Here is a 24,155-nt window from a genome sequence, read left to right as displayed (position 1 = left end):
GTTATCCTTCCTGCTCAATCTTGGTCAGCACATCGCGCAGCACCGGAGCGTATTCATACTTGCCGGGGCAAACGAAGGTGCACAGCGCCAGATCTTCTTCATCCAGCTCCAGACAGCCCAACGCCTGTGCGCTGTCGCTGTCACCCGCCAGCAGGTCGCGCAGCAGCAGGGTCGGCAGGATATCCAGCGGCATTACCCGCTCGTAGTTGCCAATCGGCACCATTGCACGCTCACCGCCGTGGGTGGTGGTCGAGAAGGCGAACAGTTTGTTCTTCAGGAAGTGGCCCAGCGTAGTACGGGTGATGGAAAATTTATCCGGTGATGGCGCGATCCAACCGAACAGCTCTTTATCGCGCCCTTCCTGCAGTACGGAAACCAGCGAATGGAAACGGCCGAGGTAAGCGTTCGGCCCGGCAACGTGGGTGCCGCTCAGCACCGAACCGGAAATCACCCGGTTCTCACCGGCTTTCAGACGCCCGGCGGTCAGTTCGTCGATGCTGGCGCCCAACCGGGTGCGCAGCAACACCGGCTGTTCCACCTGCGGCCCGGCCAGTGCCACCACCCGACGGGTATCGAGTTTGCCGGTGGTGAATAAGGTACCGATGGCGATCGCATCCTGATAGCCGATATGCCAGACGGTTTTTTTCAAACTGACCGGCTCGAGGAAATGAATATGGGTGCCCACCAACCCAGCAGGATGTGGACCGGCGAATTCGTTATAGGTCACCTGCGCATCGGGTTGTTTGCCCAGGTTCGCGCCCGCGGCGTGGCAAACGTGCACCTTGCCGCCGGTCAGCCGGGCCAATACCGCCAGTCCGGCGTTGAACGCTGCCAACTGCTCGGCGATGATCACCTGCGGATCGGCAGCCAGCGGCTGGCTGTCCATGGCGGTAACAAAAATGGCACGTGGAGTGCTACCCGGTGCAGGCGTTTTACTGAATGGGCGGGTACGTAGCGCAGTCCACAGACCGCTGGCGAGTAATTCGCTTTCAACCTGTTCCCGCGGCAGCATCGCCAGTTCGGCAACCGGATAATGAGCAAACTCCAGTTGCTCATCGCCGCCATTTTCAACGGCGATAACTACCGACTGCAATACGCGCCGTTCACCGCGGTTGATCGAAAGAATACGGCCACTGGCGGGAGCGGTGAAGAAAACCCCGGGGGTCTTTTTATCTTCGAACAGCGCCTGGCCTTTCTTAACGCTCTCGCCTTCCTGCACCAGCATAGACGGGCGCATTCCGACATAATCTTCCCCAAGCAGGGCGACATGCTGAATGATTGGGCCGTCCTGAATCGCCTGAGCCGGAGCTCCGGCAATGGGCAGATCTAACCCTTTTCTGATTTTAATCATAGGATTTATACGATGTTGGTTAGTTTCACACGTCTTACCGGCCCCAGAGGCTGGTGCTGACGATGCCTGGATGATGAGGCCGCTTCGGCAGCCTCTGGGTTGAGCGAAACGGCATCACGCTCAACATGAAATCTTTCGCACTGACAAAATGGGGTAACGTACATTCCGTTGATTAACTCCTGCGTCCATTTTTTGCGCGCTAATTCGAGGCGGAATATTAACATTTTTCACAACATTTTTCTGTGTCAGGCAGTGACCTGAGTCAAGCAAACACAATTAAATTTCGGCTGTTTCGCCCCACTAATCGTTAAAATCTGCCTGTCGATTCACTTTTATCGAAGTTTGTAGTTTTTTTATACACAACACATATTGCTAAAAAAGAACACACTGGTAATCTGACGGTGTTTTAAGACCGTAAAACAATAATCAGTGGCATGTTGGCCAAGTGCATTGAGCCAGCAGATAAATATAAGCAGGAATAATAATGAGCAAAATCGCGTTGTTGTTTGCGATGCTTTTTTCTATGCCGATGATCACGGCCTGCAGCGCCAGCGAGCAGGTTCCCGAGGTTCCGGTAGTTAAGCAGCAATTAGTAGGGTCACCGGTCTATATTCAGATCTTCAAAGAGGAACGCACGCTGGAATTGTATGCCAAAATGGGCAACGAATTCCGTCTGGTGAACTCTTTCCAAATCTGTAATTTCTCCGGCGGCCTCGGCCCGAAACGCCGTGAAGGTGACTTTAAGAGTCCGGAAGGCTTTTATAGCGTCGACGCGCGTCATCTGAAACCCGACAGCAAGTATTATCGAGCCATCAATATCGGCTTCCCGAATGATTACGATAAATCACAGGGTTATTCCGGCGCTTATCTGATGATCCACGGTGAATGTAAATCTATTGGGTGTTATGCAATGACCAACACCTATATGGATGAGATTTATCGCTACGTCGAAGCAGCGTTTGCTTACGGCCAGAGCCGGATTGATATCAGCATCTATCCGTTCCGCATGACCGACAAGAACCTGAAACGTCACAGCTCCTCCAGCTACATCGCCTTCTGGCGCCAGTTGAAGCCGGGCTATGACTACTTCGTCAAAAATCACCAGCCGCCGATGGTCAGCGTAGCCAATGGCCAGTACGTGTTGGGTCAGCCCCTCCTGAGCAGCGGCCAGATGACGCAGTATGCGTCAACCACGGCTCCCACTGTCAGTACCAATCCCTTCGCTCAGACCAAGCCGCTCACCGAAGTGAAATAGTGCGAATTCACCTGGCGCAATCTTGTGCCAGGTTTCATTCGCCGTCAGCGGCTGGGTAGCAATCACCGTGACCACATCGTTAGGCGTGGTCTGCTGCTGAAAATCAATCTCTACGTCCTGATCGAGTAACGTGGCTTTGCCAAACGGCGCGCGACGCGTGATCCAGTACAGGTTGGTCGAACAATAAGCCATCACAAAGCGCCCATCCGACAGCAACATATTGAATACCCCCTTCTGATGCAGTTGATCCGCCAGCAAAGCGATATAACGGAAAACCGGCGGCCAGCGGCTCGGGGTGCGCGGATATTTCAGGGAAAGCTGATGCAGCAGCCAGCAGAAAGCGTATTCGCTGTCAGTCTGGCCCACCGGGCGGAAGGTGCCGGTTTCCAACTGACGGTAGCCTTTCAACTGGCCATTGTGCGCGTAGGTCCAGTTACGGCCCCACAGTTCACGGGTAAAGGGATGGGTATTTTCCAGCGCCACTTCACCGCGATTGGCCTGACGGATATGCGACACCACCGCGCAGGATTTGATCGGGTATTCCTGCACCAGACGGGCAATCGGCGAGTCGAAACTCGGCTGGGGATCCTTAAACGTGCGGCAACCGTTCCCTTCGTAGAAGGTAATGCCCCAACCATCTTTATGTGGCCCGGTACGGCCACCGCGCTGAACCAGCCCGGTAAAGCTAAAGCAAATATCGGTCGGTACGTTTGCGCTCATCCCGAGCAGTTCACACATCGCCAGCACTCCTTAACCACACTGACACCGTTTATTAGGGCGCGACCTGCTGCACCCCGGTGCATTATTAACGGGGGCAATATGCCCCCTAAAGCCGTTAAGCCTTAACCATCTCTTTTTCAATCAGCTGAATCAAGATGTGGATCGCTTTGATATGAATTTCCTGAATGCGGTCTGCGTAACCGAAGTGCGGTACGCGGATTTCCACATCGGCAGAACCGGCCATTTTGCCGCCGTCTTTGCCGGTCAGGGTGATCACTTTCATCCCTTTGGCACGCGCCGCTTCGATGGCTTTAATAATGTTGCCGGAATTGCCGGAGGTGGAAATGCCCAGCAAGACGTCGCCTTCACGGCCTACCGCTTCCACATAGCGTGAAAACACATACTCGTAACCAAAGTCGTTGCTGACGCAAGACAGATGGCTGACGTCGGAAATAGCAATCGCCGGATAACCCGGACGGTTTTCACGGTAGCGGCCGGTCAACTCTTCGGCAAAGTGCATCGCGTCACAGTGGGAGCCACCGTTACCGCAAGAAATGACTTTCCCGCCGGCTTTAAAGGAATCGGCCAGCAGCACTGCTGCGCGTTGGATGGCGTCGATATTGGCGTCGTCATTGATAAATTTCGCCAGGGTATCGGCCGCTTCGTTCAGTTCACTGCGAATAAGGTCGTGGTACATGAGGAACCTCTTGTTATCGTCAATCTTCCGCTCCGCAGTGTAACGGATCGGGGAAAAACCGAGAAGCATTGTCAGTCAAACAGCAGCCTGGTTGAGGCCGCGATGAGGTTTTTGATGATTGATGCGGTCAGTTTGTGACTTAAGTTGTAATTAAACTGTAAATGCATTGATAAAAATATGGGGTTGTACTAAAACCTATTACATACACACAACAGGTCAGACCTCTTGCCACTTTGGAGCTTCTTATGATGGTTCTTAGTATTGTTGTTTTGCTGGCACTCATTGGTGTGGTGTTTTATCACCGAGTGAACCTCACCCTCAGTAGCCTTATTCTTCTGGCGTACACCGCCGCCATGGGCGCTATCGGCCTGTGGAGTTTCTGGATGCTGCTGCCGCTGGCGATTATCCTGCTGCCGTTGAACGTCACCTCATTGCGTCGTTCAATGCTGTCCGCCCCGGCGCTGCGCGCATTCCGCAAGGTGATGCCGCCAATGTCCACCACCGAAAAGGAAGCGATCGAAGCCGGGACCACCTGGTGGGAAGGCGATCTGTTCCGCGGTGCGCCGGACTGGAACAAGCTGCATAACTACCCGAAACCGCAGTTGACCGCCGAAGAGCAAGCGTTCATCGACGGGCCGGTGGAAGAAGCCTGCCGCATGGCCAACGACTTCCAAATCACCCACGAGCTGGCCGATTTACCGCCGGAACTGTGGGCATACCTGAAAGAACACCGCTTCTTCGCGATGATCATCAAGAAAGAATACGGCGGCCTGGACTTCTCTCCTTATGCTCAGGCGCGCGTGCTGCAAAAACTGTCCGGTGTTTCCGGTATTCTGGCCATCACCGTCGGCGTGCCAAACTCCCTCGGCCCCGGTGAACTGCTGCAGCATTACGGTACTGACGAACAGAAAAACCATTACCTGCCAGGCCTGGCGCGCGGCGACGAGATCCCTTGTTTCGCCCTGACCAGCCCGGAAGCCGGTTCCGATGCCGGGGCCATTCCGGACGTCGGCACCGTCTGCATGGGTGAATGGCAAGGCGAACAGGTACTGGGCATGCGCCTGACCTGGAACAAACGCTATATCACGCTGGCACCGGTTGCGACCGTGCTGGGCCTGGCGTTCAAACTGTATGACCCGAATCACTTGCTGGGCGATAACGAATCACCGGGCATCACCTGTGCGCTGATCCCAACCAGCACCCCAGGTGTTGAAATCGGTAACCGCCACTTCCCGCTGAACGTGCCGTTCCAAAACGGCCCAACCCGCGGTAATGACGTGTTCGTCCCTATTGATTACATCATCGGCGGGCCAAAAATGGCCGGTCAGGGCTGGCGTATGCTGGTTGAGTGCCTGTCGGTAGGCCGTGGCATCACCCTGCCTTCCAACTCGACCGGTAGCGTGAAGTCCATGGCGCTGGCGATTGGGGCATACGCCCATATCCGCCGTCAGTTCAAGCTCTCAATCGGCAAGATGGAAGGTATCGAAGAGCCACTGGCGCGTATCGCCGGTAACACCTACGTGATGGATGCCGCGGCTACGCTTATCACCAGCGGCCTGATGCTGGGCGAGAAACCGGCCGTGCTGTCGGCCATCGTGAAATACCACTGTACCCATCGTGGCCAGCAGGCAATCATTGATGCAATGGATATCGCCGGCGGTAAAGGCATCATGCTGGGTAAATCCAACTTCCTGGCCCGAGCCTATCAGGGCGCGCCTATCGCCATTACGGTAGAAGGCGCCAATATCCTGACTCGTACCATGATGATCTTCGGTCAGGGGGCTATCCGCTGCCATCCTTACGTGCTGGACGAAATGGCTGCAGCGCAGAAGAACGACCTGAACGCCTATGACAAATTGCTGTTCGGCCATCTGGGCCACGTGGGCAGCAACAAGGTGCGCAGCTTCTGGCTGGGCCTGACTAACGGTCGCACCAGCAGCACACCAACCAAAGACGCGACTCGTCGTTATTACCAACAGTTGAACCGCCTGAGCGCTAACCTGGCGCTGTTGTCAGACGTTTCCATGGGCGTGCTGGGCGGCAGTTTGAAGCGCCGTGAGCGTATCTCCGCCCGTCTGGGGGATATCCTCAGCCAAATGTATCTGGCTTCTGCGGCACTGAAACGTTTTGAAGATGAAGGCCGTCAGAAAGAAGATTTGCCGCTGGTACATTGGGCCGTACAGGACAGTCTGCATCAGGCAGAACAGGCGCTGGACGATCTGCTGCGCAACTTCCCGAACCGCTTTATCGCCGGAGTGATGCGCCTGGTCGTCTTCCCGTTAGGCCGTGTCCATACTGCACCGTCTGACCGTCTGGATCACCAATTGGCCAAGATCATCCAACAGCCGTCTGCCACCCGTAGCCGTCTGGGCCGTGGCCAGTATCTGACACCCAGCGAGCATAACCCGGTTGGTCTGCTGGAAGCCGCACTGGCTGACGTGATCGCCGCCGAACCGATTCACGACCGTCTGTGCAAGGCGGCCGGCAAGAACCTGCCATTCACCCGACTGGATCGTCTGGCACAACGTGCACTGGAAGAAGGCAAGATCAGCGCCGATGAGGCGAAGATCCTGGTGAAAGCCGAGGAGAGCCGTCTGCGTTCCATCAACGTGGATGACTTCGAGCCGGATGCGCTGGCGGCCAGTAAGCCGGAAAAGCCGCTCAAGCAGGATAAGCGCCTGAAACACACCGAAGCCGCGTAACTGCAAAAAACTGACTTACCCAGGGGCGATAATCATCGCCCCTTTTCTATTTCTGCTTAAAAATGCGCAGTGCTCTGCAACGTTGCCAGAACGGCTAATTTAACCCCGGGGATAATCGGATAGACTGCGGATGGGTGCTCTGGATCTTTCTGTCCGGAGCCTTGTATTGGTAACGGATAGAAAGAGAAAGGCCCCGAGTCGATGTAATCAACCCGAGGCCACTCTGAACGTCTCAACAACGTCAGGTTAGCCTCTTCCCCGCCGCAAGGCAAGGATAAGGAGGTCAAAAATGCAGCAAGAACGGGTCGTTCTAAGGCTGATGATTATCTGCATCACGCTGATAGCGCTGATGTGGATCACCCGCGGTTCGCTATGTGAACTGCGCATCACACTGGGAGACACGGAGGTAGCCGCCATTTTGGCTTACGAAACCGAAGGGTAAGGCAACCCAACGGCGGGGTTCGCCCCGCCTGTTGGTTGTTGACGACGGATCCATGAGCACCCTTCCCCTCAGCCAGAGTCACAACTCCCCGTCATCGGCGCATTTTGCCTGTCTTCAGTTCAAAACTGCGCGGTGCTCCGCAACGTTGTCAGAACGACTAATTTAACCTCGGGGATATTCGGATAGACTGCGGATGGATGCTCTGGATCTTTCTGTCCGGAGCCTTGTATCGGTAACGGATAGAAAGAGAAAGGCCCCGAGTCGATGTAATCAACCCGAGGCCACTCTGAACGTCCAAACAACGTCAGGTTAGCCTCTTCCCCGCCGTAAGGCAAGGATAAGGAGGTCAAAAATGCAGCAAGAACGGGTCGTTCTAAGGCTGATGATTATCTGCATCACGCTGATAGCGCTGATGTGGATCACCCGTGGTTCACTATGTGAACTGCGCATCACACTGGGAGACACGGAGGTAGCCGCCATTTTGGCTTACGAAACCGAAGGGTAAGGCAACCCAACGGCGGGGTTCGCCCCGCCTGTTGGTTGTTGGCGACGGATCCATGAGCACCCTTCCCCTCTGCCAGACTTACGGATTTGCATCATCGAGCCCTTTCACCGGCATTCCGTTCAAAACTGCGCGGTGCTCCGCAACGTTGCCAGAACGACTAATTTAACCCCGGGGATAATCGGATAGACTGCGGATGGGTGCTCTGGATCTTTCTGTCCGGAGCCTTGTATTGGTAACGGATAGAAAGAGAAAGGCCCCGAGTCGATGTAATCAACCCAAGGCCACTCTGAACGTCTAGCAACGTCAGGTTAGCCTCTTCCCCGCCGCAAGGCAAGGATAAGGAGGTCAAAAATGCAGCAAGAACGGGTCGTTCTGAGGCTGATGATTATCTGCATCACGCTGATAGCGCTGATGTGGATCACCCGCGGTTCACTATGTGAACTGCGCATCACACTGGGAGACACGGAGGTAGCCGCCATTTTGGCTTACGAAACCGAAGGGTAAGGCAACCCAACGGCGGGGTTCGCCCCGCCTGTTGGTTGTTGGCGACGGATCCATGAGCACCCTTCCCCTCTGCCAGACTCACAACTCCCCGTCATCGGCGCATTTTGCCAGTCTTCTGTTCAAAACTGCGTGGCACACCGCAGCCTTACCAGAACGGCTAATTTAACCCCGGGGATATTCGGATAGACTGCGGATGGGTGCTCTGGATCTTTCTGTCCGGAGCCTTGTATTGGTAACGGATAGAAAGAGAAAGGCCCCGAGTCGATGTAATCAACCCGAGGCCACTCTGAACGTCTAAGCAACGTCAGGTTAGCCTCTTCCCCGCCGCAAGGCAAGGATAAGGAGGTCAAAAATGCAGCAAGAACGGGTCGTTCTAAGGCTGATGATTATCTGCATCACGCTGATAGCGTTGATGTGGATCACCCGCGGTTCACTATGTGAACTGCGCATCACACTGGGAGACACGGAGGTAGCCGCCATTTTGGCTTACGAAACCGAAGGGTAAGGCAACCCAACGGCGGGGTTCACCCCGCCTGTTGGTTGTTGACGACGGATCCATGAGCACCCTTTTTTCACGGTATCCAGGAGATTTAACCGTTCTGGCGAATACGCGCCAACAACGCATCGATATGCTCAATCTGCGGCGCATTCACAATCAACGCACGGCCCAACCCCAAAGCGTTGCGCTGGCATTCGGCGCGCATCTCGGCGTCACTGATACTGTCCAGATCGGCAACGTGCGCCAGACCGATAGTACGGCGGATCAACTCACTGCCGCAGTAGCCGACGGCATCTGTCCACACCTGCTGCAGGAACTGTTCGGCATAACCCGGCACCGCCAATGCCGCTTCGCGGGTCTGTTGGTGGCATAATGCCAGGAAGCGATCGGCGAAAATCAACCACAGCTCGCGCACATCCTGCAGACGTTGTTCACGCCCGGCAGCGGCGTCGCGCGGCCCGAACAGGCCCGGTAGACCGCAGTAATTCAATAACAGATTACCCAGCGCGGTACCGACGTCAAAACCGATCGGGCCATAGAAGCCGAACTCAGCGTCTATCGCCTTCAGCTTGCCTTCTGCAACAAAAACCGAACCACTGTGAATATCCCCGTGCAACAACGCTTCCGCCTTGCTCAGGAAACGATGCTTCAGCCCGGCGACCGCCAGCCTGAGTGCCGCATCGTTACGCAGTTCAAGCACCTGCGGCAACAGCGCCGGATCAAACTGATTACGCTCATGATCGATATAGGGATCGGTAAAGAACAGATCTTCGGTGATCTGGCACAGTTCAGGGTTGCTAAAGCGACTAACTTCCGCCTTTTTCTCCTGCGCCGTCTGATAAAAGTCGGAAGTATGGAACAGGGTTTGCGCCAAATACTCCGCCAGTTGCCCGGCCGCCAGGGGGTAGTAGTGGCCCTTGACCAATTCGCTGCGCCAGATGTGATGATCCGAAAGATCTTCCTGCACCATCACCGCCAATTCGGCATCGTGATGGAGTACCTTTACCGTATGCCTTGGGCAAAAACCGCCGTGAATCAACAGGGTTTCCGCTTCAATGCGCGCCCGATCAAGCGTTAGCGGCCAGGATTCGCCCACACAACGTACATACGGCAGCGCCTGTTTGACAATCACCCGGCTAACGCCGTCACGATCGCGGATCTTGAACACCAGGTTCAGATTGCCGTCACCAATCTCGTCAGCGCTTACCAACGCCTGTGGATCGGCTAACTGCCCGTATTGACGAGCATATTCAACGGCATCAGCAGCAGTAAACGTACGATAATGTGACATCCCCAACCCCTTTAATCTTTCTCACTGACCCAGCGATTATATTTTTTAGACGTAAAAGCATTTGGACGTCTATACATCCGGAAGTCATGTTGGCAGAATAGCTTTCCAGATGCAATAACTACGCAACAAGGAATTAACCGCCGATGCAAGCGCTTAACACCACCAGTTTGACCTTGAGTGACAACCGACTTTTGATCCTCGATCAGCAGGCTTTACCGCAGGAAAAACAGTGGCGCAGCTGCGACAGCGTGGAAGAACTGGTCGATCATATCCTTACCCTGCGAGTTCGGGGGGCACCGCTTATCGGCCTGTCCGCCAGTCTGTTGTTGGCCTTGCTGGCAGAGCGCGGCGTGCCGCGCAAAGAACTGGAACAGGCACTAATCACTCTGCGTGCCTCGCGGCCGACGGCAGTCAACCTGATGAATAATCTGGATCGCATGAAGCTGGCATTGGCACAGCCGCAATGGGTGCCTGCGATGGTGGAAGAAGCGCAGCGGTTGGTGGAGGAAGACCGAAAATTGTGCGATCGCATTGCCGATCACGGTGCCGAGCTGGTGAAACCCGGCAGCCGCCTGCTGACCCACTGCAATACCGGGGGCCTGGCTACCGCCGGTATCGGTACCGCTATCGGCGTACTGTTGCGTGCTCATCAACAGGGCAAGGTACAGCAAGTGTGGGTCGATGAAACGCGTCCGCTATTGCAGGGCGGCCGGTTGACCGCCTGGGAGCTGGGTGAACTGGGTATCCCCTACCGGTTGATTTGTGACTCCATGGCGGCCAGTCTGATGGCGCAGGGCCAGGTAGACGCCGTATGGGTGGGGGCCGATCGCATCGCTGCCAACGGTGACGTCGCCAACAAGATTGGCACCTATAGCCTGGCGGTACTGGCGCACTATCACCGCATTCCATTCTACGTCGCCGCACCGCACACCACTCAGGATCCGCATTGCCCGAACGGGGCTGCGATCCCGATTGAACAACGGGCCGCAGCTGAAGTGACCGGTGTCACCGGCAGCTTTGGCTCATGTCAGTGGGCACCTGTCGATGCCCCAGTTTATAACCCGGCGTTTGACGTGACACCGGCGGCATTGATTAGCAGTTGGGTCTTCGACAGCGGCGTGATCACGCCACAGCAGGTCAGTGAAGGGATTTTTCAGCGGGCGTTGGGTTAAAGCCCGCGTTATAGCGCTCAGTCGAGACGCGGGTAGGCATCGGCGATGTTATCGCCGGTGAAATGCGCCACCCAGCCTTCCGGGTTATCAAACACGCGGATCGCAGTGAAATTCGGTGCTGAGCCCATATCGAACCAATGACGGGTATTGGCCGGTACCGAGATCAGATCGTTCTTCTCACACAGGATCTGGAAGATCTTGCCATCCAGATGCAGGCAGAACAGCCCGGCCCCCTCGACAAAGAAACGCACTTCATCTTCGCCGTGGGTATGCTCGGACAGAAACTTGCTGCGCAACACTTCGCGCTGGGCATTATCCGGACGCATGCTGATCACATCCCAACTCTGGTAGCCCTTCTCCGCCACCAGCCGGTCGATCTGATGCTGATAGGCGGCGATCACGACGGCCGGATCCGGGTTTTCACCCAGTTCACGATCCGCCTGCCAGCGTTCAAAACGTACGCCAATCTGTGCCAGTTGCTGCCCAATGGCCTGCGCGTCACGGCTCTGCCACAGCGGCTGTTGCGGCTCTTGATCGCTGAAAATGGTCAATCCACTCATGAGGCAAACTCCCCTAAATCGATTTGATCAAAACGGTTAACCTGCGGATGCTGGCTTTGGCTATCGGCTTCATCGCGGATCAGTTGGCAGGTATGCCAACCAGCGGCACGCGCGGCGTCCAGCTCTTGATGAATGTCGGAAAGAAATAACAGTTCATCAGCTGCAATACCGATTTTACCCGCGATATTAAGGTACGAAGCGGTTTCACGCTTGGCACCGACGTGAGTATCGAAATAACCGCTGAACAATGGCTGCAGATCCCCGGCATCGCTGTAGCCGAACAGCAGCTTTTGCGCCTCTACCGAGCCGGAAGAATAGACGTACAGCTTCAGCCCCTGCTGCTGCCAGGCGGCTAACTGCCCGGCTACTTCAGGGTACAAATGTCCGCGAAAATCGCCGTTCTGATAACCACTGCGCCAGATGATACCTTGCAGCGCCTTCAGCGCGGTGGATTTGCGGTCTTCGTCCATAAAGCGGTACAGCGCAGCAATCAGTTGCTCAATATCCGCCTGCGGTTGGTCAAGCTCCTGGCGTAAGGCGGTCAGTGGCGCGGCGACTTCGGCATCTTCAGCGTGAAGACGGAGAAAGGTGGCCAGGCGTTCACGTGCGTAAGGGAACAGCACCTGATGAACGAAACGGATATCGCTGGTGGTACCTTCAATGTCGGTAACGATGGCGCGGATCATTTGGCCTCCAGTAAACGGCGTTGCAGTTCGCACTGGAACAGGAATTCCAGCCCTTCAAGATGACGACGAGCTTCCGCGACCTGGCGACCCCAGCAATACAGACCGTGGCCACGCACCAGAAAACCGTACTGCAATGGCGTGGCTTCGGCATGGGCTGCCACCCGCGCCGCTAATCGCGAGATATCCTGATCGTTATCGAAAATCGGGATCACCACGCTGTCCAGATGCGTAGTCTGCCCACCGAGTGATTTTTGCATCTCATAGCCCTGCAACACCAGCCCATCGCTGCGTTCAACCCGCGACAGCACGGTCGCATTCACCGAATGAGTATGCAGTACCGCGCCAATCTGCGGGTACAAACGGTAAATAAGGGTATGCAGACCGGTTTCCGCTGATGGCGTGCGGCCGCTCGGCACATGGTTGCTGGCGGTTTCCACCAGCAGGAAGTCAGTTTCAGTCAGGCTGCCCTTATCCTTGCCGGATTCGGTGACCAGACAATGTTGGTCATCGAGACGCAGCGACATATTGCCACCGGTCGCCGGGCACCAGCCCTTTTCACCAATCCAGTGACAGGCCGACAATAACGCTTTAAGTTGCTGATTTTCTGTCATTAACATTTTTTGACCTGTAGGTTATAAGCAAATGATGTCTAGAATGATTTGATTAAGGGCAAGACTTTTTCTTCATTTAGCCATCTAAGCGTCTTGATTGCCAAATACTAACATCGTGTTATATTGACGGCAACATAAGCGCCAGGAGTATTAGCCTACGATGAGCACTTCAGCACTGATCCCCGAAAGTAAACTACCCGCGCTGGGCACCACCATTTTCACCCAGATGAGTGCGCTGGCGGCGCAGCATCAGGCAATCAACCTGTCGCAGGGCTTCCCCGATTTCGATGGCCCGGACTACCTGAAAGAACGTCTGGCCTGGCATGTCAGCCAGGGGGCGAACCAATATGCTCCGATGACCGGCGTTGCCCCACTGCGCGAAGCCATCGCCGAGAAAACCGCGGCTCTGTACGGCTGGCTACCGGACGCCACTAACGAAGTCACCATCACGGCGGGTGCCACCGAGGCACTGTTCGCCGCCATCAGCGCCCTGGTGCGCCCCGGTGATGAAGTTGTCTGTTTTGATCCCAGCTACGACAGCTATGCGCCGGCGGTGACCCTATCCGGCGGCACGCTAAAACGCATTGCGCTGCAGCCCCCGGCGTTCAGCGTCGACTGGCAACAGTTCGGCGAGTTGCTGTCACCACGCACCCGGCTGGTGATCCTCAATACGCCGCACAATCCTTCTGCTACTGCCTGGCAGGCGGAAGATATGCAGCAACTGTGGCACGCCATTAGCGATCGCGAAATCTACGTGCTGAGTGATGAAGTCTACGAACACATTTGTTTCGCAAGGGGCGGCCACACCAGCGTCCTGGCTCACCCGCAGCTGCGCCAGCGCGCCATCGCGGTGTCCTCTTTCGGCAAGACCTTCCACATGACCGGCTGGAAAGTGGGTTACTGCGTGGCCCCGGTAGCGCTGAGCGCAGAAGTACGCAAGGTGCATCAGTACCTGACCTTCTCGGTCAATACCCCGGCCCAGTTGGCGCTGGCGGATATGCTGCGCAGCGAGCCTGAACACTGGCAACAGCTGTCGGCATTTTACCGCGCCAAGCGCGATCGTTTTGTGCAGGCGCTGTCCAGCAGTCGACTGGAAATTTTGCCTTGCGAAGGTACATACTTCTTACTGGCAGATTACAGCGCCGTTTCCGATTTGGACGACGTGGCGTTCTGCCATTGGTTAACCGAGCACGTAGGCGTGGCGGCGATCCCGCTGTCGGTCTTCTGTGCCGATCCTTTCCCCCATAAATTGATCCGGCTGTGCTTCGCTAAACAGGATGCCACGCTGGATGCGGCTGCGGAGCGGTTATGTCGACTTTAAAAATTACCCTGTTGCAGCAACCCCTGGTTTGGCGTGATGGCGAAGCTAACCTGCGGCATTTTGATGAGCTGTTGGCGCCATTAAGCGGCCGCGATTTGATTGTACTGCCGGAGATGTTTACCACCGGTTTTGCCATGGATGCCGGAGAAAGTGCACTGCCGGAACAACAGGTTGTCAACTGGCTGCACGGTTGGGCGAGCAAAAGTAACGCTCTGGTCGGCGGCAGCGTGGCGCTGAAAACCGCCGAAGGCGCGGTTAACCGTTTCCTGCTGGTGGAGCCGAACGGCCGGGTGCATGCCTATGATAAGCGCCACCTGTTCCGCATGGCCGGTGAGCACCTGCACTATCAGGCAGGCAAAAAACGTGAAATTTTCGAATGGCGCGGCTGGCGCATTCTGCCGCAGATCTGCTACGACCTGCGCTTCCCGGTGTGGTCACGCTATCAGCAGGATTACGATCTGGCGCTGTACGTTGCCAACTGGCCGGCCCCGCGCAGTAAACACTGGCAAACGCTGTTGGCCGCTCGTGCCATCGAGAATCAGGTCTATGTGGCCGGTTGTAACCGCGTCGGCGAAGACGGTAACGGCCTGAACTACAGCGGTGACAGCCTGATCCTCAGCCCGCAGGGGGAAACTCTGGCCCAGGTGGAACCCGGTGCCGCCGCACGGCTGGACGCCGAACTGTCGCTGGAAAACCTGCAAAGCTACCGCAGCGCCTTCCCGGCCTGGCGTGATGCCGACAGCTTCCTGCGCCACGATTAATCATTGCGGGTGCGGTTCGCTGCACCCGTAACTTCTGACGAGCGCCTAACTGCCCCGGTAGGTCGAGTAGGAATATGGGCTGATGAGCAGCGGTAAATGGTAATGCTGCGCCGCATCCTGAATAACGAAATCGATAATTGCCGTGGCGTACAGCGTTTCACGCAGGTCACGGGTAAAGTAAGCGCCGAGATCGGCAGACAGGCGGTAATGTCCGGCAAGCAGACTGTCAGAGGTTAGATCACGCGCGCGGCCGTCAGCATCGGTCTGGCTTTCTGCCAGGGTTCGCCATAACCCGTCCTCTTCGTGTTCCAACCACACCCGCACGCCCGCAGCGGGTTTACCGAGTGAGGTGTCCAGAATATGGGTGCTGATATTACTCATCGCTCAGTAGCTCCTTAAAACGCAGCATCGTGATTTCACGCAGTTGTTCCGCCGTTTCCCGCCGTTCCTGTTCCGCACTGTTATTCAATCGCCGTTGCAACTCGCGCAGAATGCTCTGGCCGTCGCGACCAGCGGCACGGATCAAAAATACCTGACCAAACTGCTGTTCATAGCGTCGATTGCCGACCCGCAGCGCTTCACTCAGCTCTGCATCCTGCGCATTGACCGCCGCTTGTTCACGCTGCGAAAACCGCGCTTCTTGCCCCTGGCCCTTGGCACCTTCGCCGATACGCGGGTGCTGGGCCAGTGCCTGGCTGACCTCTTCCGGTTGCCAACGCAACGCCGCTTGCCAGGCCACCGCCAGCGCGGCATCAACACTGCTGAATGGCCGCGCTACCACCACCGCCGCAATCCAGGCCGCAATATCCACGCAGGGTCGCAGTAACAGCTCCGCTTGCGCCTCCGGTAACTGATTAAATCGCTGCAGACTCATCAGCCCTCCTCCCAACTGCCAACCGTATGGCAGTAAGCCTGGATCGCCAGCGCCACATCGGACTGGCTGACGGCTTCGGCCGGATGGTGGCTGATACCGCGATCGCAGCGGACAAACAGCATACCCACCGGCCAACAGGCCGCTACGGCAATCGCATCATGCCCGGCGCCGCTCGGCAACGCCATGCTGCGCCCCTGAACCGCCATCACGCCCTGCAGCCAGCGTTGTTGCAAATTTGCATCACAAGCCGTTGCATTTATGCGGTAAAACTCTTCACTGTCAAAACTCAGCCCCCGACGGGTACAGATCGCCTGCGCCTGTTCCAGCAACTGCGTCAGCAACGCCGCCAGCGGGCCATCTTCCGGCCCACGCACGTCCAGCGATAGCCTGACCTCACCGGGGATCACATTCACCGCCCCCGGTAGGCTTTCAATCCGGCCAAGGGTAGCCACCAGGTGCCGATCGGCGGCCGAGGTGATCGCTTCTACCGCCACCATCCATTCCGCCGCCGCCGCCAATGCGTCTTTGCGTTGCCCCATCGGCACGGTACCGGCATGCCCAGCCTGGCCGGTAAAGGTACAGTTAAGCCGACGGGCACCGTTAATGGCCGTCACTACCCCCAAAGCCAGATCGGCGGCCTCCAGACAAGGCCCCTGTTCAATATGCAATTCCAGATAGCCGCAAATATCACTTTGCGCGCGTCGCGCTTCACCGACGGCTGCCGGATCCAGCCCAAACTCACGTAACGCCTGTGCCACGCTGATGCCGTCGGCATCGGTGCGATCCAACCACTCGGCCGGCCACTGCCCGCTAATGCCCCGACTGCCTAACAGGGCGATACTAAAGCGTGTGCCCTCTTCATCGGCAAAGCCAATCACCTCGACCGCCACCGGCAAACGCCGCTGCTGCCGATGTAAATGCGCCACCACTTCCAGCGCGGTCAACACGCCGAGCATGCCGTCATAGCGCCCGGCGTTGCGTACCGTATCCAGATGCGAACCGAGCAGCAGTGCGGGGGCATTGGGCGTTTGGCCTTCATAGCGGCCACAGAGGTTGCCGACGTTGTCCTGCCAGACCTTCATGCCGATAGTGCGCATCCAGTCGCCGACCAGCTGGTTGGCTCGCTGATGCTCCGGCGACAGGTAGACCCGCGTCAACTGGCCCGGCGTGGCGCTGATCGCCGCCAGCGCATCGCAGCGTGCCATCACCCGAGCCGCAGCCTGCTCCGCCTCCTGGGCGGTTAACAGCGCGGCCATCAACGGCTGCCGTCGTCGTAAGTATTCCATGCCGCCTGCAGCGCTTCGCCCTGTTTGCTGGCGAAACCCAACCGGTTCAACACCGCCTCCAGTGCAGTCAGCGTCTGCAGTACGCAGTCTTTACGCGCGTTATAGCCCATGGTGCCGATGCGCCAGATTTTTCCCTGTAGCGGACCGAACGAAGTGCCGATCTCAATGGCGAAGTCGTTCAGCATCATCTGGCGTACCTGCTCGCCATGAACCTGCTGCGGGATCACCACGCCGAGCACGTTATTCATTCGGTTATCCAAATCGCCGAAGACTTCCAGCCCCATGCCCTGAATGCCGGCCAGCATGGCCGCACCGTGCAGCTTATGACGTGCGATGGCGTTATCCAGCCCTTCTTCCAGGATAACTCTGGCGCACTCGCGCGCGGCAAACAGCATGCTGGTGGCTTCGGTATGGTGGTTCAGCCGCTCCGGGCCCCAGTAATCCATGATCATGCCGAGATCGAAATAGTTGGAGTAGATCATCTCGTCCTCGCCATCGGCGTGATCGAGGGTGCGAATACCCTGCTCCACGCATTTGCGACGGCGGACAATCTCTTCAAACTGCGGGCTGAGCGTGACCGGCGAACTGCCCGATGGGCCGCCCAGGCACTTCTGCAGACCGGCGGAGACCGCATCCAGCCCCCAGGCGTCGGTTTCCAGCGGGTTACCGCCAAAGGAAGCGGTGGCATCGGTGTAAAACAGCACGCCGTGACGGCGGCAGATATCACCCAGTTGATCCAGCGGTTGCAGCATGGTGGTTGAGGTATCGCCTTGCACCGTCAACAGCAGGCGCGGGCGTACTTTCTTAATGGCGTCTTCAATCTGATCGGCGCTGAACACTTCCCCCCAAGGCACTTCGATGGTGTGGACTTCGGCGCGGCAGCGGCGGGCTATCTCACACAATAGATGGCCAAAACGACCAAATACCGGCACCAGCACCTTGTCACCTGGACGAATGGAAGAGACCAGCATCGCTTCTATACCGGAGCGAGAAGTTCCGTCTATCAGCAGGGTCCAGCGGTTTTCGGTGCGGAACAATGCGCGGTACAGTTCCATGACCTGATTCATGTAACCGGTCATCGCCGGATCGTACTGACCAATCAACTGGCTCGACATGGCACGCAGCACGCGCGGATCCGCGTTGATCGGCCCCGGCCCCATCAACAGGCGGGCGGGTGGATTAATCTGATCGAATTGGGTGATATCTAACATGTTAATTCCTTACCAGCTCAATAACTTAATAGATTTGATGGCATCAGTTCTCAGACAAACCGCGGACCGAAGCAATAAATTGTTTTAATTCCTGCGTTTGTGGATTGGCGAACAGCGTGCGGCTATCGCCCTGCTCCCATACCTTGCCCTGGTGCATAAACACCACCCGGTCGCCGACCTCGCGGGCAAAGTTCATTTCATGGGTCACCAGGATCAGCGTCATGCCCTCTTTGGCCAGCTGTTCCAGCACTTTCAGCACTTCGCCCACCAGTTCAGGATCCAACGCCGAGGTAATTTCGTCACACAGCAACACTTTCGGGTTCATCGCCAGCGCCCGGGCAATCGCCACCCGTTGCTGCTGGCCGCCGGAAAGGTTAGCCGGTGAGTAATGCATGCGCTCAGCCAACCCAACCTTGTTCAACATCTCTTCCGCCAGCTCGCGGCATTCGGCCGGGCTTTTCTTTAGCACCCGACGCGGCGCCAGCATCACGTTCTCCAGCGCGGTCATGTGCGGGAATAAATTGAAGTTCTGGAATACCATGCCAATGGAGCGGCTGATTTCACGCGCCTGCGAATCGCGATCGGTCACCGTCATACCGCCCAGTTTGATACTGCCTTCCTGATAACCTTCCAGCCCGTTGATGCAGCGTAACAAGGTGCTCTTGCCGGAGCCGCTACGGCCGATGATCGAAATCACCTGACCCATATCGATATCCAGATCCACGCCCTTTAGTACATGGTTCTGACCGTAATATTTTTGAACCTGATTAATTGTGATGAGCGGCATGGAATTTCTTCTCCAGATAATGACTGTAGCGCGACAGCGGATAACACATCAGGAAATAGCCCAGCGCGACCAGACCGAAAACTTTAAAGGGTTGATAAGTGACGTTGTTCAGCATGGTGCCGGCCTTGGTCAGTTCGACAAAACCGATGATCGACGCCAATGCGGTCCCCTTGATCACCTGAACCGAAAAGCCGACGGTAGGTGCAATGGCGATGCGCACGGCCTGCGGCACAATGACCCGCGCCAACGTCTGGCCAAAACTCAGCCCCAGACAGCGCGACGCTTCCCACTGGCCTTTCGGCAATGCGGCGATGCTGCCGGACCAGATATCCACCAGAAAAGCGCTGGTGAATAATGTCAGCGCCAACGCGGCCGCGGTCCAGGGACTCACATCAATGCCGAACAGTGCCAGCCCAAAAAAGGCCAGGAACAGCTGCATCAACAGCGGCGTGCCCTGAAACAGCTCGGAATAACCGCGAACAAACCGCAGCGCCCACTTACGCTTGCTCAGGCGCAGCAATAACAGCGGCAGCGTCACCAGGGTGCCGCCCAAAAATGCCGTCAGCGACAGCAGTAAGGTCCAGCGTGCCGCCAACAGCAGGTTGCGCACAATGTCCCAGTCGGTAAAAGTCAGCATCAGCCCTGGCTCCCCAGAAAACGGCGTCCGGCGGCCAGCAACAGCTGGCGCATCAGTATCGATAACAACAGGTAAAACAGCGCCGTCACCAGATACACCTCAAAACTGAGGAAGGTCCGCGACTGGATCAGGTTGGCGGCGAAGGTCAACTCTTCGAACGACACCTGCGACACCACCGATGACCCCAGCATGACGATAATGCACTGGCTGACCAACGCCGGATAAATCCGCTGCAGCGACGGCGGCAGCACGATACGCAAAAACGTCTGGCTACGGCTGAGCCCCAGCACCCTGCCGGCCTCCCACTGGCCTTTCGGCGTCACCTGAATACCGGCACGAATAATCTCGGTACTGTAGGCCCCCAGGTTAATCACCATCGCCAGCAGCGCCGCCTGCCCGGCGGTCAGTTTCCAGCCCAGGCTCGGCAGGCCGAAGACGATGAAGAACAGTTGCACCACGAACGGCGTGTTGCGTACCACCTCAACGTAAATGCCCCAAACGCGACTAACCAGGTTAGCCTTGCCGCTGCGGATCGCCGCACCGCAAATCCCCAGCGCCACCCCGATCAACGTGGCCAGAGCCGTCAGCTCAATGGTGGTCAACAAACCGGCCAGCAACTCGGGCAGGTAAGGCCACAGGGCGGGAAAGTTCAGCTGATAGGTCATCAGGCGCCCCCGTTATGCGCCGAAGTCGGCAGGCAGCGGCGCTTTGAGCCATTTCTCGGACAGGCCATTAAGGGTGTTATCCTTCAATGCCTGTTCAATCAGTTGGTCCACTTTCGCTTGCAACGCCGGTTCACCCAGACGCAGCCCCACATAGCAGGGTGAATCTTTCAGCATAAATTTGGCCACCGGTGCCTTGCTCGGGTTCTGCCGTGCTATGGCGCTCACCACCAGATTGCCGGTAGCGATGTATTGCACCTGACCGGACAGATAGGCCGACAGCGTGGTGTTATTGTCTTCATAGCGCTTGATCTGCGTGCCCTTCGGCGCGGTGTCGCTCAGCACCATGTCTTCCACCGCACCGCGCGTCACGCCGATGGTTTTACCATTCAGCTGCGTGGCGTCCGCCAACACCGATTCTTTCGGACCAAATACGCCCAGGAAGAACGGCGCATAGGTGCGGCTGAAGGCGATTGCCTTCTCGCGTTCCGCATTTTTGCCCAGGCTGGAAATCACCAAATCAACCTTGTTGGTCTGCAGATAAGGCACGCGGTTGGCGCTGGTGACCGGCACCAGCTGCAACTTAAGTTTCATCTTGTCGGCCAGATACTGCGCCATATCGATGTCATAACCCTGTGGCTGCAGATCGGTGCCCACGGAGCCGAACGGCGGGAAGTCCTGGGGTACCGCTACCCGCAACACGCCGCGCTGCTGGATTTCCTGCAGTTGATCCGCCATCGCCGAAGCGGCCTGAGCCATCAACAGCACTGCACCTAATGCCACTACGCCGATTTTCTTGAAGTTCATAGACTATCCCCGATGGTGAAATGATGAAACAAAAGATTCTTTGATCACCACTCTGCAACTAATGTGCCAATAAGCGGCGTCGGGAACGTTCGGCTTTAGTGTCGCTAAGTTAGGGGGTTAAGATGGGAATTCCCCTGCCAACGTAATGACAGGATGAATGAATAAAGTGAGCAAATTGCGCACCATCAAAGTGCGAAAGCACCAAAATGGCGCTGGGCTCAGCGCTGTTCCAACTCATCCAGATCGCTATACAGATCGGCAATTTGGTGAATTCGTTGCCGCCCTTGCGCCAACGTCTCGTGCAGCAGAGCATTGCTGAGCAGGTTGGCCAGACTCATGGCGGCGGAATAGCTGTCAAAGGCGGAAACGCTGTCGAGCGGTGCCGCCAGATGCCAGTTCGCCAGCGGGATTAGCGCCTGTGCCTGAGGTTCACACACCAGCAGTGTCGGTACCTGCTGAACCTGCAACTGCGTCAACAACGCCCGCACCTGGCGCGGTCGGCGGCGAAACGCCACCACTATAGCTACATCTCGCGGGGACAGACTCACCAGCTCTTCCGCCAGTGTCTGACCCGGCTGCGGCACCAGTAACACCTGCTCACGCACCTGCATCAGCTGCTGGCGCAGGTGCATCGCCACCGGATAGCTGTTGCGAAACCCCATTAACACCACTCGCCGCGCCTGCACCAAAGCAGCAATCACTGCGTTGAACTGCTCGGCATCAATATGGTTCACCCACTGGGTAAGGTTAGCCATTTCCTGCTTGTAGTGGCGCGCCAACAGGGTATTGCCCTGCACCGCGTCACGGTTATCGGTCAGCGGCATACCGCTCTGGCGCAGAGTGCGCAATTCGTCACGCATCGCGCGGTAGCTCGGGTAACCCAGGCGTTTGAACAAGCGACTGACGGTGGCTTTGGATACCCCGCTCAGCCGCGCCAGCTCGGCGCTGTTGTAGCTGATCAGGTCATCGAAGTGATCGAAAATAAAATCGGCCACCCGCTGTTCCTGCGGCGTGAGCTGCGGATATTCCCCGCGCAGGCGTTCATCAATCTGCTGCATTGCTACTCCTGCTGTAACCTTTGTTTCAGCGGAACATAGCACGGCCAATCCACCCGCTGGCAAGCGATTATTGTCCTGGCAGAAAACATGGAACGTCTCTTGCTTGTGTTTGAGGCAGACGCTGACCTCAAACAAGGGCCAAGAAATGATTAACAGCAACACCGCGCCATTGGGCATGGCCGTCACGCCGCACCACCTCGCCAGCGAAAGCGCACTGGCGATACTGCGCAAAGGCGGCAACGCGATTGAAGCCATGGTCGCCGCCGCCGCTACCATCGCCGTGGTCTACCCACACATGAACGGCCTGGGTGGCGATGGGTTCTGGCTGATCGTGCCGCCGCAGGGTGATCCGGTGGCCATCGACGCCAGCGGCGCAGCCGGATCGCTGGCCACGCTGGATTTTTACGCCGGGGAAAGTCACATTCCCCATCGGGGGCCAAAAGCCGCGCTGACCGTCGCCGGTACCGTCGGGGGCTGGCAGGAAGCACTGGATTACTCCGCTGAACTGGGCGGCCAGCAGTTGCCGTTGCCACGCCTGCTGGCCGATGCGATTCGCTACGCTGCAGACGGTATTCCGGTCACCGCCTCGCAGGAGGCGGCTACCCGCAGCAAATATCATGAGCTGGCAGATCAGGAACATTTTGCCCGCACCTACCTGCCGCACGGTGAAATTCCTCACGCCGGACAGCGTTTCTGCCAGCCACAATTGGCGGAGACTCTGATTACCCTGGCCGAACAGGGGTTGGACAGCTTCTATCGCGGCCGATTGGCAGAGAGCATGGCGGCGGATATGGCCAGGCTGGGCATGCCGCTCACTGCGCAGGATCTGGCGGATTATCGGCCACGCCGCCGCACGCCGCTGCGGCTGGAGCATCAGAAAGGCGAGATCTTTAACCTGACGCCACCGACTCAGGGCCTGGTGTCGCTGGCGATCCTCGGGCTGACAGACCGTCTGCCACTTGCCAGCCGCAGCGAAGGCGCGGTGGTACATGGCATCGTCGAGGCCACCAAACTGGCTTTCGGCCTGCGTGACCAATTCATCACCGATCCGCGTCAGATGACTCAGGATCCACAGGCATTGTTGACAGCCGAACACCTGGACGCGCTGGCCAGGCGCATCGATCCTGAACAGGCCGCCCCCTGGGGCAAAGGCAAAGGGCCGGGCGATACCGTGTGGATGGGGGTGATGGACAGCAGCGGCCTGGCGGTGTCCTTTATTCAAAGTATCTATCACGAATTCGGCAGCGGCGTGGTACTGCCGCAAAGTGGCGTGCTGTGGCAAAACCGTGGCGCGTCTTTCAGTCTGGATGCCGCGCACCTGCTGGCATTGGCACCGGGCAAACAACCCTTCCATACCTTGAACCCGGCAGCGGCACGCCTGTATGACGGGCGTACCCTGGTGTACGGCTCGATGGGCGGTGACGGCCAACCGCAAACCCAGGCAGCGGTGTTTGTCCGCCATGTGGTGCAGGGGCTGCCGCTGCAACAGGCGATCAGCGCGCCGCGCTGGCTGCTCGGCCGCACCTGGGGCGAAAGCTCCGACTCATTAAAACTGGAGGGGCGTTTTAGTCAGGAAACCTTGGCCTACCTGCGTCAACGCGGCCACGAGGTAGAACTCTTAGCGGATTTCAGCGAGGCGGTCGGCCACGCCGGCGCCATTGTTCGCCATACTAACGGCATGCTCGAAGGCGCTTTTGATCCGCGCAGCAACGGCAGCGCCGCCGGCTTCTAGCCGCTCTTTCAATAAGGGGATCCC

Annotated in this window: 26 protein-coding genes; 10 read left to right on the top strand and 16 right to left on the bottom strand. The window is 57.3% G+C overall.

Annotation, left to right across the window (positions count from 1 at the left end):
- Position 1: 1 nt before the first annotated feature.
- Positions 2 to 1,351 (bottom strand): Na(+)-translocating NADH-quinone reductase subunit A, encoded by a 1,350-nt coding sequence (locus ACNT1W_RS06740; protein ID WP_329911290.1) that lies wholly within the window; start codon positions 1,349 to 1,351, stop codon positions 2 to 4.
- Between the two features lie 484 nt (positions 1,352 to 1,835).
- Here ACNT1W_RS06740 and dpaA point away from each other — a divergent pair, with 484 nt between their 5' ends.
- Positions 1,836 to 2,606 (top strand): peptidoglycan meso-diaminopimelic acid protein amidase, encoded by a 771-nt coding sequence (dpaA, locus tag ACNT1W_RS06735; protein WP_112363322.1) that lies wholly within the window; start codon positions 1,836 to 1,838, stop codon positions 2,604 to 2,606.
- Here dpaA and ACNT1W_RS06730 read toward each other — a convergent pair.
- Positions 2,538 to 3,344, bottom strand: a complete 807-nt coding sequence (locus tag ACNT1W_RS06730) for a class II glutamine amidotransferase (protein ID WP_419246544.1) — start codon at positions 3,342 to 3,344, stop codon at positions 2,538 to 2,540. The two genes, dpaA and ACNT1W_RS06730, sit on opposite strands and share 69 nt — an antisense overlap.
- 97 nt (positions 3,345 to 3,441) lie before the next feature.
- Positions 3,442 to 4,023 carry a D-sedoheptulose 7-phosphate isomerase gene (lpcA, locus tag ACNT1W_RS06725; RefSeq protein ID WP_004949058.1) on the bottom strand — a complete coding sequence of 194 codons (582 nt, stop codon included), beginning with the start codon at positions 4,021 to 4,023 and terminating at the stop codon, positions 3,442 to 3,444.
- Between the two features lie 245 nt (positions 4,024 to 4,268).
- On the opposite strand from lpcA, the gene fadE reads away from it, so the two are divergent.
- From fadE to ACNT1W_RS06700, 5 genes are all read left to right on the top strand, one after another.
- A complete protein-coding gene (gene fadE / locus ACNT1W_RS06720; protein WP_115183207.1) occupies positions 4,269 to 6,725 on the top strand; it encodes an acyl-CoA dehydrogenase FadE in 2,457 nt (818 codons plus the stop codon).
- A 289-nt stretch (positions 6,726 to 7,014) separates the two neighbouring features.
- The gene (locus ACNT1W_RS06715; protein WP_012005392.1) at positions 7,015 to 7,167 is read left to right on the top strand and encodes a Hok/Gef family protein; all 153 of its coding nucleotides are present in this window, start codon (positions 7,015 to 7,017) and stop codon (positions 7,165 to 7,167) included.
- 352 nt (positions 7,168 to 7,519) lie between these two features.
- On the top strand, positions 7,520 to 7,672 hold the full coding sequence (locus tag ACNT1W_RS06710) for a Hok/Gef family protein (RefSeq protein WP_012005392.1): 153 nt from the start codon (positions 7,520 to 7,522) through the stop codon (positions 7,670 to 7,672).
- A gap of 351 nt (positions 7,673 to 8,023) precedes the next feature.
- On the top strand, positions 8,024 to 8,176 hold the full coding sequence (locus tag ACNT1W_RS06705; protein WP_012005392.1) for a Hok/Gef family protein: 153 nt from the start codon (positions 8,024 to 8,026) through the stop codon (positions 8,174 to 8,176).
- 352 nt (positions 8,177 to 8,528) lie between these two features.
- Positions 8,529 to 8,681, top strand: coding sequence for a Hok/Gef family protein (locus tag ACNT1W_RS06700; protein WP_012005392.1), 153 nt, complete (start codon positions 8,529 to 8,531; stop codon positions 8,679 to 8,681).
- An 85-nt stretch (positions 8,682 to 8,766) separates the two neighbouring features.
- Here the strand turns inward: ACNT1W_RS06700 and mtnK are convergent, their stop codons facing one another.
- Positions 8,767 to 9,966 (bottom strand): S-methyl-5-thioribose kinase, encoded by a 1,200-nt coding sequence (gene mtnK, locus ACNT1W_RS06695; RefSeq protein WP_012005391.1) that lies wholly within the window; start codon positions 9,964 to 9,966, stop codon positions 8,767 to 8,769.
- A gap of 143 nt (positions 9,967 to 10,109) precedes the next feature.
- On the opposite strand from mtnK, the gene mtnA reads away from it, so the two are divergent.
- The gene (mtnA, locus tag ACNT1W_RS06690; protein ID WP_419246543.1) at positions 10,110 to 11,138 is read left to right on the top strand and encodes an S-methyl-5-thioribose-1-phosphate isomerase; all 1,029 of its coding nucleotides are present in this window, start codon (positions 10,110 to 10,112) and stop codon (positions 11,136 to 11,138) included.
- Positions 11,139 to 11,155: 17 nt separating this feature from the next.
- Here mtnA and ACNT1W_RS06685 read toward each other — a convergent pair whose 3' ends face one another.
- The 3 genes from ACNT1W_RS06685 to ACNT1W_RS06675 are packed head-to-tail and all read right to left on the bottom strand — an operon-like array spanning position 11,156 to position 12,995.
- Entirely contained in the window at positions 11,156 to 11,698 is a 543-nt protein-coding gene (locus ACNT1W_RS06685) for a 1,2-dihydroxy-3-keto-5-methylthiopentene dioxygenase (RefSeq protein ID WP_012005389.1), read from the bottom strand.
- Positions 11,695 to 12,384, bottom strand: coding sequence for an acireductone synthase (mtnC, locus tag ACNT1W_RS06680; RefSeq protein WP_012005388.1), 690 nt, complete (start codon positions 12,382 to 12,384; stop codon positions 11,695 to 11,697). The genes ACNT1W_RS06685 and mtnC overlap by 4 nt, the downstream gene beginning before the upstream one ends.
- On the bottom strand, positions 12,381 to 12,995 hold the full coding sequence (locus tag ACNT1W_RS06675; protein ID WP_041418881.1) for a methylthioribulose 1-phosphate dehydratase: 615 nt from the start codon (positions 12,993 to 12,995) through the stop codon (positions 12,381 to 12,383). Before ACNT1W_RS06675 ends, mtnC begins: the two co-directional genes overlap by 4 nt.
- Before the next feature lie 160 nt (positions 12,996 to 13,155).
- Here ACNT1W_RS06675 and ACNT1W_RS06670 point away from each other — a divergent pair, with 160 nt between their 5' ends.
- Both ACNT1W_RS06670 and ACNT1W_RS06665 read left to right on the top strand, forming a co-directional pair.
- Positions 13,156 to 14,316 carry a pyridoxal phosphate-dependent aminotransferase gene (locus ACNT1W_RS06670; protein ID WP_012005386.1) on the top strand — a complete coding sequence of 387 codons (1,161 nt, stop codon included), beginning with the start codon at positions 13,156 to 13,158 and terminating at the stop codon, positions 14,314 to 14,316.
- A complete protein-coding gene (locus ACNT1W_RS06665; protein WP_419246542.1) occupies positions 14,304 to 15,077 on the top strand; it encodes an amidohydrolase in 774 nt (257 codons plus the stop codon). Before ACNT1W_RS06670 ends, ACNT1W_RS06665 begins: the two co-directional genes overlap by 13 nt.
- Positions 15,078 to 15,122: 45 nt before the next feature.
- Here ACNT1W_RS06665 and uraH read toward each other — a convergent pair whose 3' ends face one another.
- The 9 genes from uraH to ACNT1W_RS06620 form a co-directional block, all read right to left on the bottom strand.
- Positions 15,123 to 15,458: a hydroxyisourate hydrolase gene (uraH, locus tag ACNT1W_RS06660; protein ID WP_375189329.1), complete on the bottom strand. Its 336-nt coding sequence runs from the start codon at positions 15,456 to 15,458 to the stop codon at positions 15,123 to 15,125.
- Positions 15,451 to 15,951, bottom strand: coding sequence for a 2-oxo-4-hydroxy-4-carboxy-5-ureidoimidazoline decarboxylase (gene uraD, locus ACNT1W_RS06655; protein WP_012005383.1), 501 nt, complete (start codon positions 15,949 to 15,951; stop codon positions 15,451 to 15,453). The genes uraH and uraD overlap by 8 nt, the downstream gene beginning before the upstream one ends.
- Positions 15,951 to 17,207, bottom strand: a complete 1,257-nt coding sequence (gene hpxK / locus ACNT1W_RS06650) for an allantoate amidohydrolase (RefSeq protein WP_419246858.1) — start codon at positions 17,205 to 17,207, stop codon at positions 15,951 to 15,953. The genes uraD and hpxK overlap by 1 nt, the downstream gene beginning before the upstream one ends.
- A complete protein-coding gene (locus tag ACNT1W_RS06645) occupies positions 17,207 to 18,448 on the bottom strand; it encodes a pyridoxal-phosphate-dependent aminotransferase family protein (RefSeq protein ID WP_261131125.1) in 1,242 nt (413 codons plus the stop codon). The genes hpxK and ACNT1W_RS06645 overlap by 1 nt, the downstream gene beginning before the upstream one ends.
- Positions 18,449 to 18,491: 43 nt before the next feature.
- The gene (locus ACNT1W_RS06640) at positions 18,492 to 19,235 is read right to left on the bottom strand and encodes an amino acid ABC transporter ATP-binding protein (RefSeq protein ID WP_012005380.1); all 744 of its coding nucleotides are present in this window, start codon (positions 19,233 to 19,235) and stop codon (positions 18,492 to 18,494) included.
- Positions 19,216 to 19,872: an amino acid ABC transporter permease gene (locus ACNT1W_RS06635; protein WP_411227689.1), complete on the bottom strand. Its 657-nt coding sequence runs from the start codon at positions 19,870 to 19,872 to the stop codon at positions 19,216 to 19,218. The genes ACNT1W_RS06640 and ACNT1W_RS06635 overlap by 20 nt, the downstream gene beginning before the upstream one ends.
- Positions 19,872 to 20,537, bottom strand: coding sequence for an amino acid ABC transporter permease (locus tag ACNT1W_RS06630; RefSeq protein WP_012005378.1), 666 nt, complete (start codon positions 20,535 to 20,537; stop codon positions 19,872 to 19,874). Before ACNT1W_RS06630 ends, ACNT1W_RS06635 begins: the two co-directional genes overlap by 1 nt.
- A gap of 12 nt (positions 20,538 to 20,549) precedes the next feature.
- Positions 20,550 to 21,341, bottom strand: a complete 792-nt coding sequence (locus tag ACNT1W_RS06625; protein ID WP_012005377.1) for a transporter substrate-binding domain-containing protein — start codon at positions 21,339 to 21,341, stop codon at positions 20,550 to 20,552.
- 218 nt (positions 21,342 to 21,559) lie between these two features.
- Positions 21,560 to 22,399 (bottom strand): MurR/RpiR family transcriptional regulator, encoded by an 840-nt coding sequence (locus ACNT1W_RS06620; protein ID WP_218217527.1) that lies wholly within the window; start codon positions 22,397 to 22,399, stop codon positions 21,560 to 21,562.
- Between the two features lie 145 nt (positions 22,400 to 22,544).
- Between ACNT1W_RS06620 and ACNT1W_RS06615 the strand changes: the two genes are divergently transcribed.
- Complete coding sequence (locus tag ACNT1W_RS06615; RefSeq protein WP_115183216.1) at positions 22,545 to 24,131, top strand: gamma-glutamyltransferase family protein; 1,587 nt, start codon at positions 22,545 to 22,547, stop codon at positions 24,129 to 24,131.
- Positions 24,132 to 24,155: the final 24 nt, after the last annotated feature.

It is taken from the genome of Serratia sp. NFX21, assembly GCF_048517035.1.
GTDB lineage: Bacteria > Pseudomonadota > Gammaproteobacteria > Enterobacterales > Enterobacteriaceae > Serratia > Serratia quinivorans.
Note: the sequence above shows the minus strand (reverse complement) of the source record. Positions and strands in the feature narration are given on the sequence as shown.

What these genes read in the sequence shown, in the direction of transcription:
- ACNT1W_RS06740 (WP_329911290.1), bottom strand. Translation starts at nt 1,351, where the DNA reads ATGATTAAAATCAGAAAAGGGTTAGATCTGCCCATTGCCGGAGCTCCG.
- dpaA (WP_112363322.1), top strand. Translation starts at nt 1,836, where the DNA reads ATGAGCAAAATCGCGTTGTTGTTTGCGATGCTTTTTTCTATGCCGATG.
- ACNT1W_RS06730 (WP_419246544.1), bottom strand. Translation starts at nt 3,344, where the DNA reads ATGTGTGAACTGCTCGGGATGAGCGCAAACGTACCGACCGATATTTGC.
- lpcA (WP_004949058.1), bottom strand. Translation starts at nt 4,023, where the DNA reads ATGTACCACGACCTTATTCGCAGTGAACTGAACGAAGCGGCCGATACC.
- fadE (WP_115183207.1), top strand. Translation starts at nt 4,269, where the DNA reads ATGATGGTTCTTAGTATTGTTGTTTTGCTGGCACTCATTGGTGTGGTG.
- ACNT1W_RS06715 (WP_012005392.1), top strand. Translation starts at nt 7,015, where the DNA reads ATGCAGCAAGAACGGGTCGTTCTAAGGCTGATGATTATCTGCATCACG.
- ACNT1W_RS06710 (WP_012005392.1), top strand. Translation starts at nt 7,520, where the DNA reads ATGCAGCAAGAACGGGTCGTTCTAAGGCTGATGATTATCTGCATCACG.
- ACNT1W_RS06705 (WP_012005392.1), top strand. Translation starts at nt 8,024, where the DNA reads ATGCAGCAAGAACGGGTCGTTCTGAGGCTGATGATTATCTGCATCACG.
- ACNT1W_RS06700 (WP_012005392.1), top strand. Translation starts at nt 8,529, where the DNA reads ATGCAGCAAGAACGGGTCGTTCTAAGGCTGATGATTATCTGCATCACG.
- mtnK (WP_012005391.1), bottom strand. Translation starts at nt 9,966, where the DNA reads ATGTCACATTATCGTACGTTTACTGCTGCTGATGCCGTTGAATATGCT.
- mtnA (WP_419246543.1), top strand. Translation starts at nt 10,110, where the DNA reads ATGCAAGCGCTTAACACCACCAGTTTGACCTTGAGTGACAACCGACTT.
- ACNT1W_RS06685 (WP_012005389.1), bottom strand. Translation starts at nt 11,698, where the DNA reads ATGAGTGGATTGACCATTTTCAGCGATCAAGAGCCGCAACAGCCGCTG.
- mtnC (WP_012005388.1), bottom strand. Translation starts at nt 12,384, where the DNA reads ATGATCCGCGCCATCGTTACCGACATTGAAGGTACCACCAGCGATATC.
- ACNT1W_RS06675 (WP_041418881.1), bottom strand. Translation starts at nt 12,995, where the DNA reads ATGACAGAAAATCAGCAACTTAAAGCGTTATTGTCGGCCTGTCACTGG.
- ACNT1W_RS06670 (WP_012005386.1), top strand. Translation starts at nt 13,156, where the DNA reads ATGAGCACTTCAGCACTGATCCCCGAAAGTAAACTACCCGCGCTGGGC.
- ACNT1W_RS06665 (WP_419246542.1), top strand. Translation starts at nt 14,304, where the DNA reads ATGTCGACTTTAAAAATTACCCTGTTGCAGCAACCCCTGGTTTGGCGT.
- uraH (WP_375189329.1), bottom strand. Translation starts at nt 15,458, where the DNA reads ATGAGTAATATCAGCACCCATATTCTGGACACCTCACTCGGTAAACCC.
- uraD (WP_012005383.1), bottom strand. Translation starts at nt 15,951, where the DNA reads ATGAGTCTGCAGCGATTTAATCAGTTACCGGAGGCGCAAGCGGAGCTG.
- hpxK (WP_419246858.1), bottom strand. Translation starts at nt 17,207, where the DNA reads ATGGCCGCGCTGTTAACCGCCCAGGAGGCGGAGCAGGCTGCGGCTCGG.
- ACNT1W_RS06645 (WP_261131125.1), bottom strand. Translation starts at nt 18,448, where the DNA reads ATGTTAGATATCACCCAATTCGATCAGATTAATCCACCCGCCCGCCTG.
- ACNT1W_RS06640 (WP_012005380.1), bottom strand. Translation starts at nt 19,235, where the DNA reads ATGCCGCTCATCACAATTAATCAGGTTCAAAAATATTACGGTCAGAAC.
- ACNT1W_RS06635 (WP_411227689.1), bottom strand. Translation starts at nt 19,872, where the DNA reads ATGCTGACTTTTACCGACTGGGACATTGTGCGCAACCTGCTGTTGGCG.
- ACNT1W_RS06630 (WP_012005378.1), bottom strand. Translation starts at nt 20,537, where the DNA reads ATGACCTATCAGCTGAACTTTCCCGCCCTGTGGCCTTACCTGCCCGAG.
- ACNT1W_RS06625 (WP_012005377.1), bottom strand. Translation starts at nt 21,341, where the DNA reads ATGAACTTCAAGAAAATCGGCGTAGTGGCATTAGGTGCAGTGCTGTTG.
- ACNT1W_RS06620 (WP_218217527.1), bottom strand. Translation starts at nt 22,399, where the DNA reads ATGCAGCAGATTGATGAACGCCTGCGCGGGGAATATCCGCAGCTCACG.
- ACNT1W_RS06615 (WP_115183216.1), top strand. Translation starts at nt 22,545, where the DNA reads ATGATTAACAGCAACACCGCGCCATTGGGCATGGCCGTCACGCCGCAC.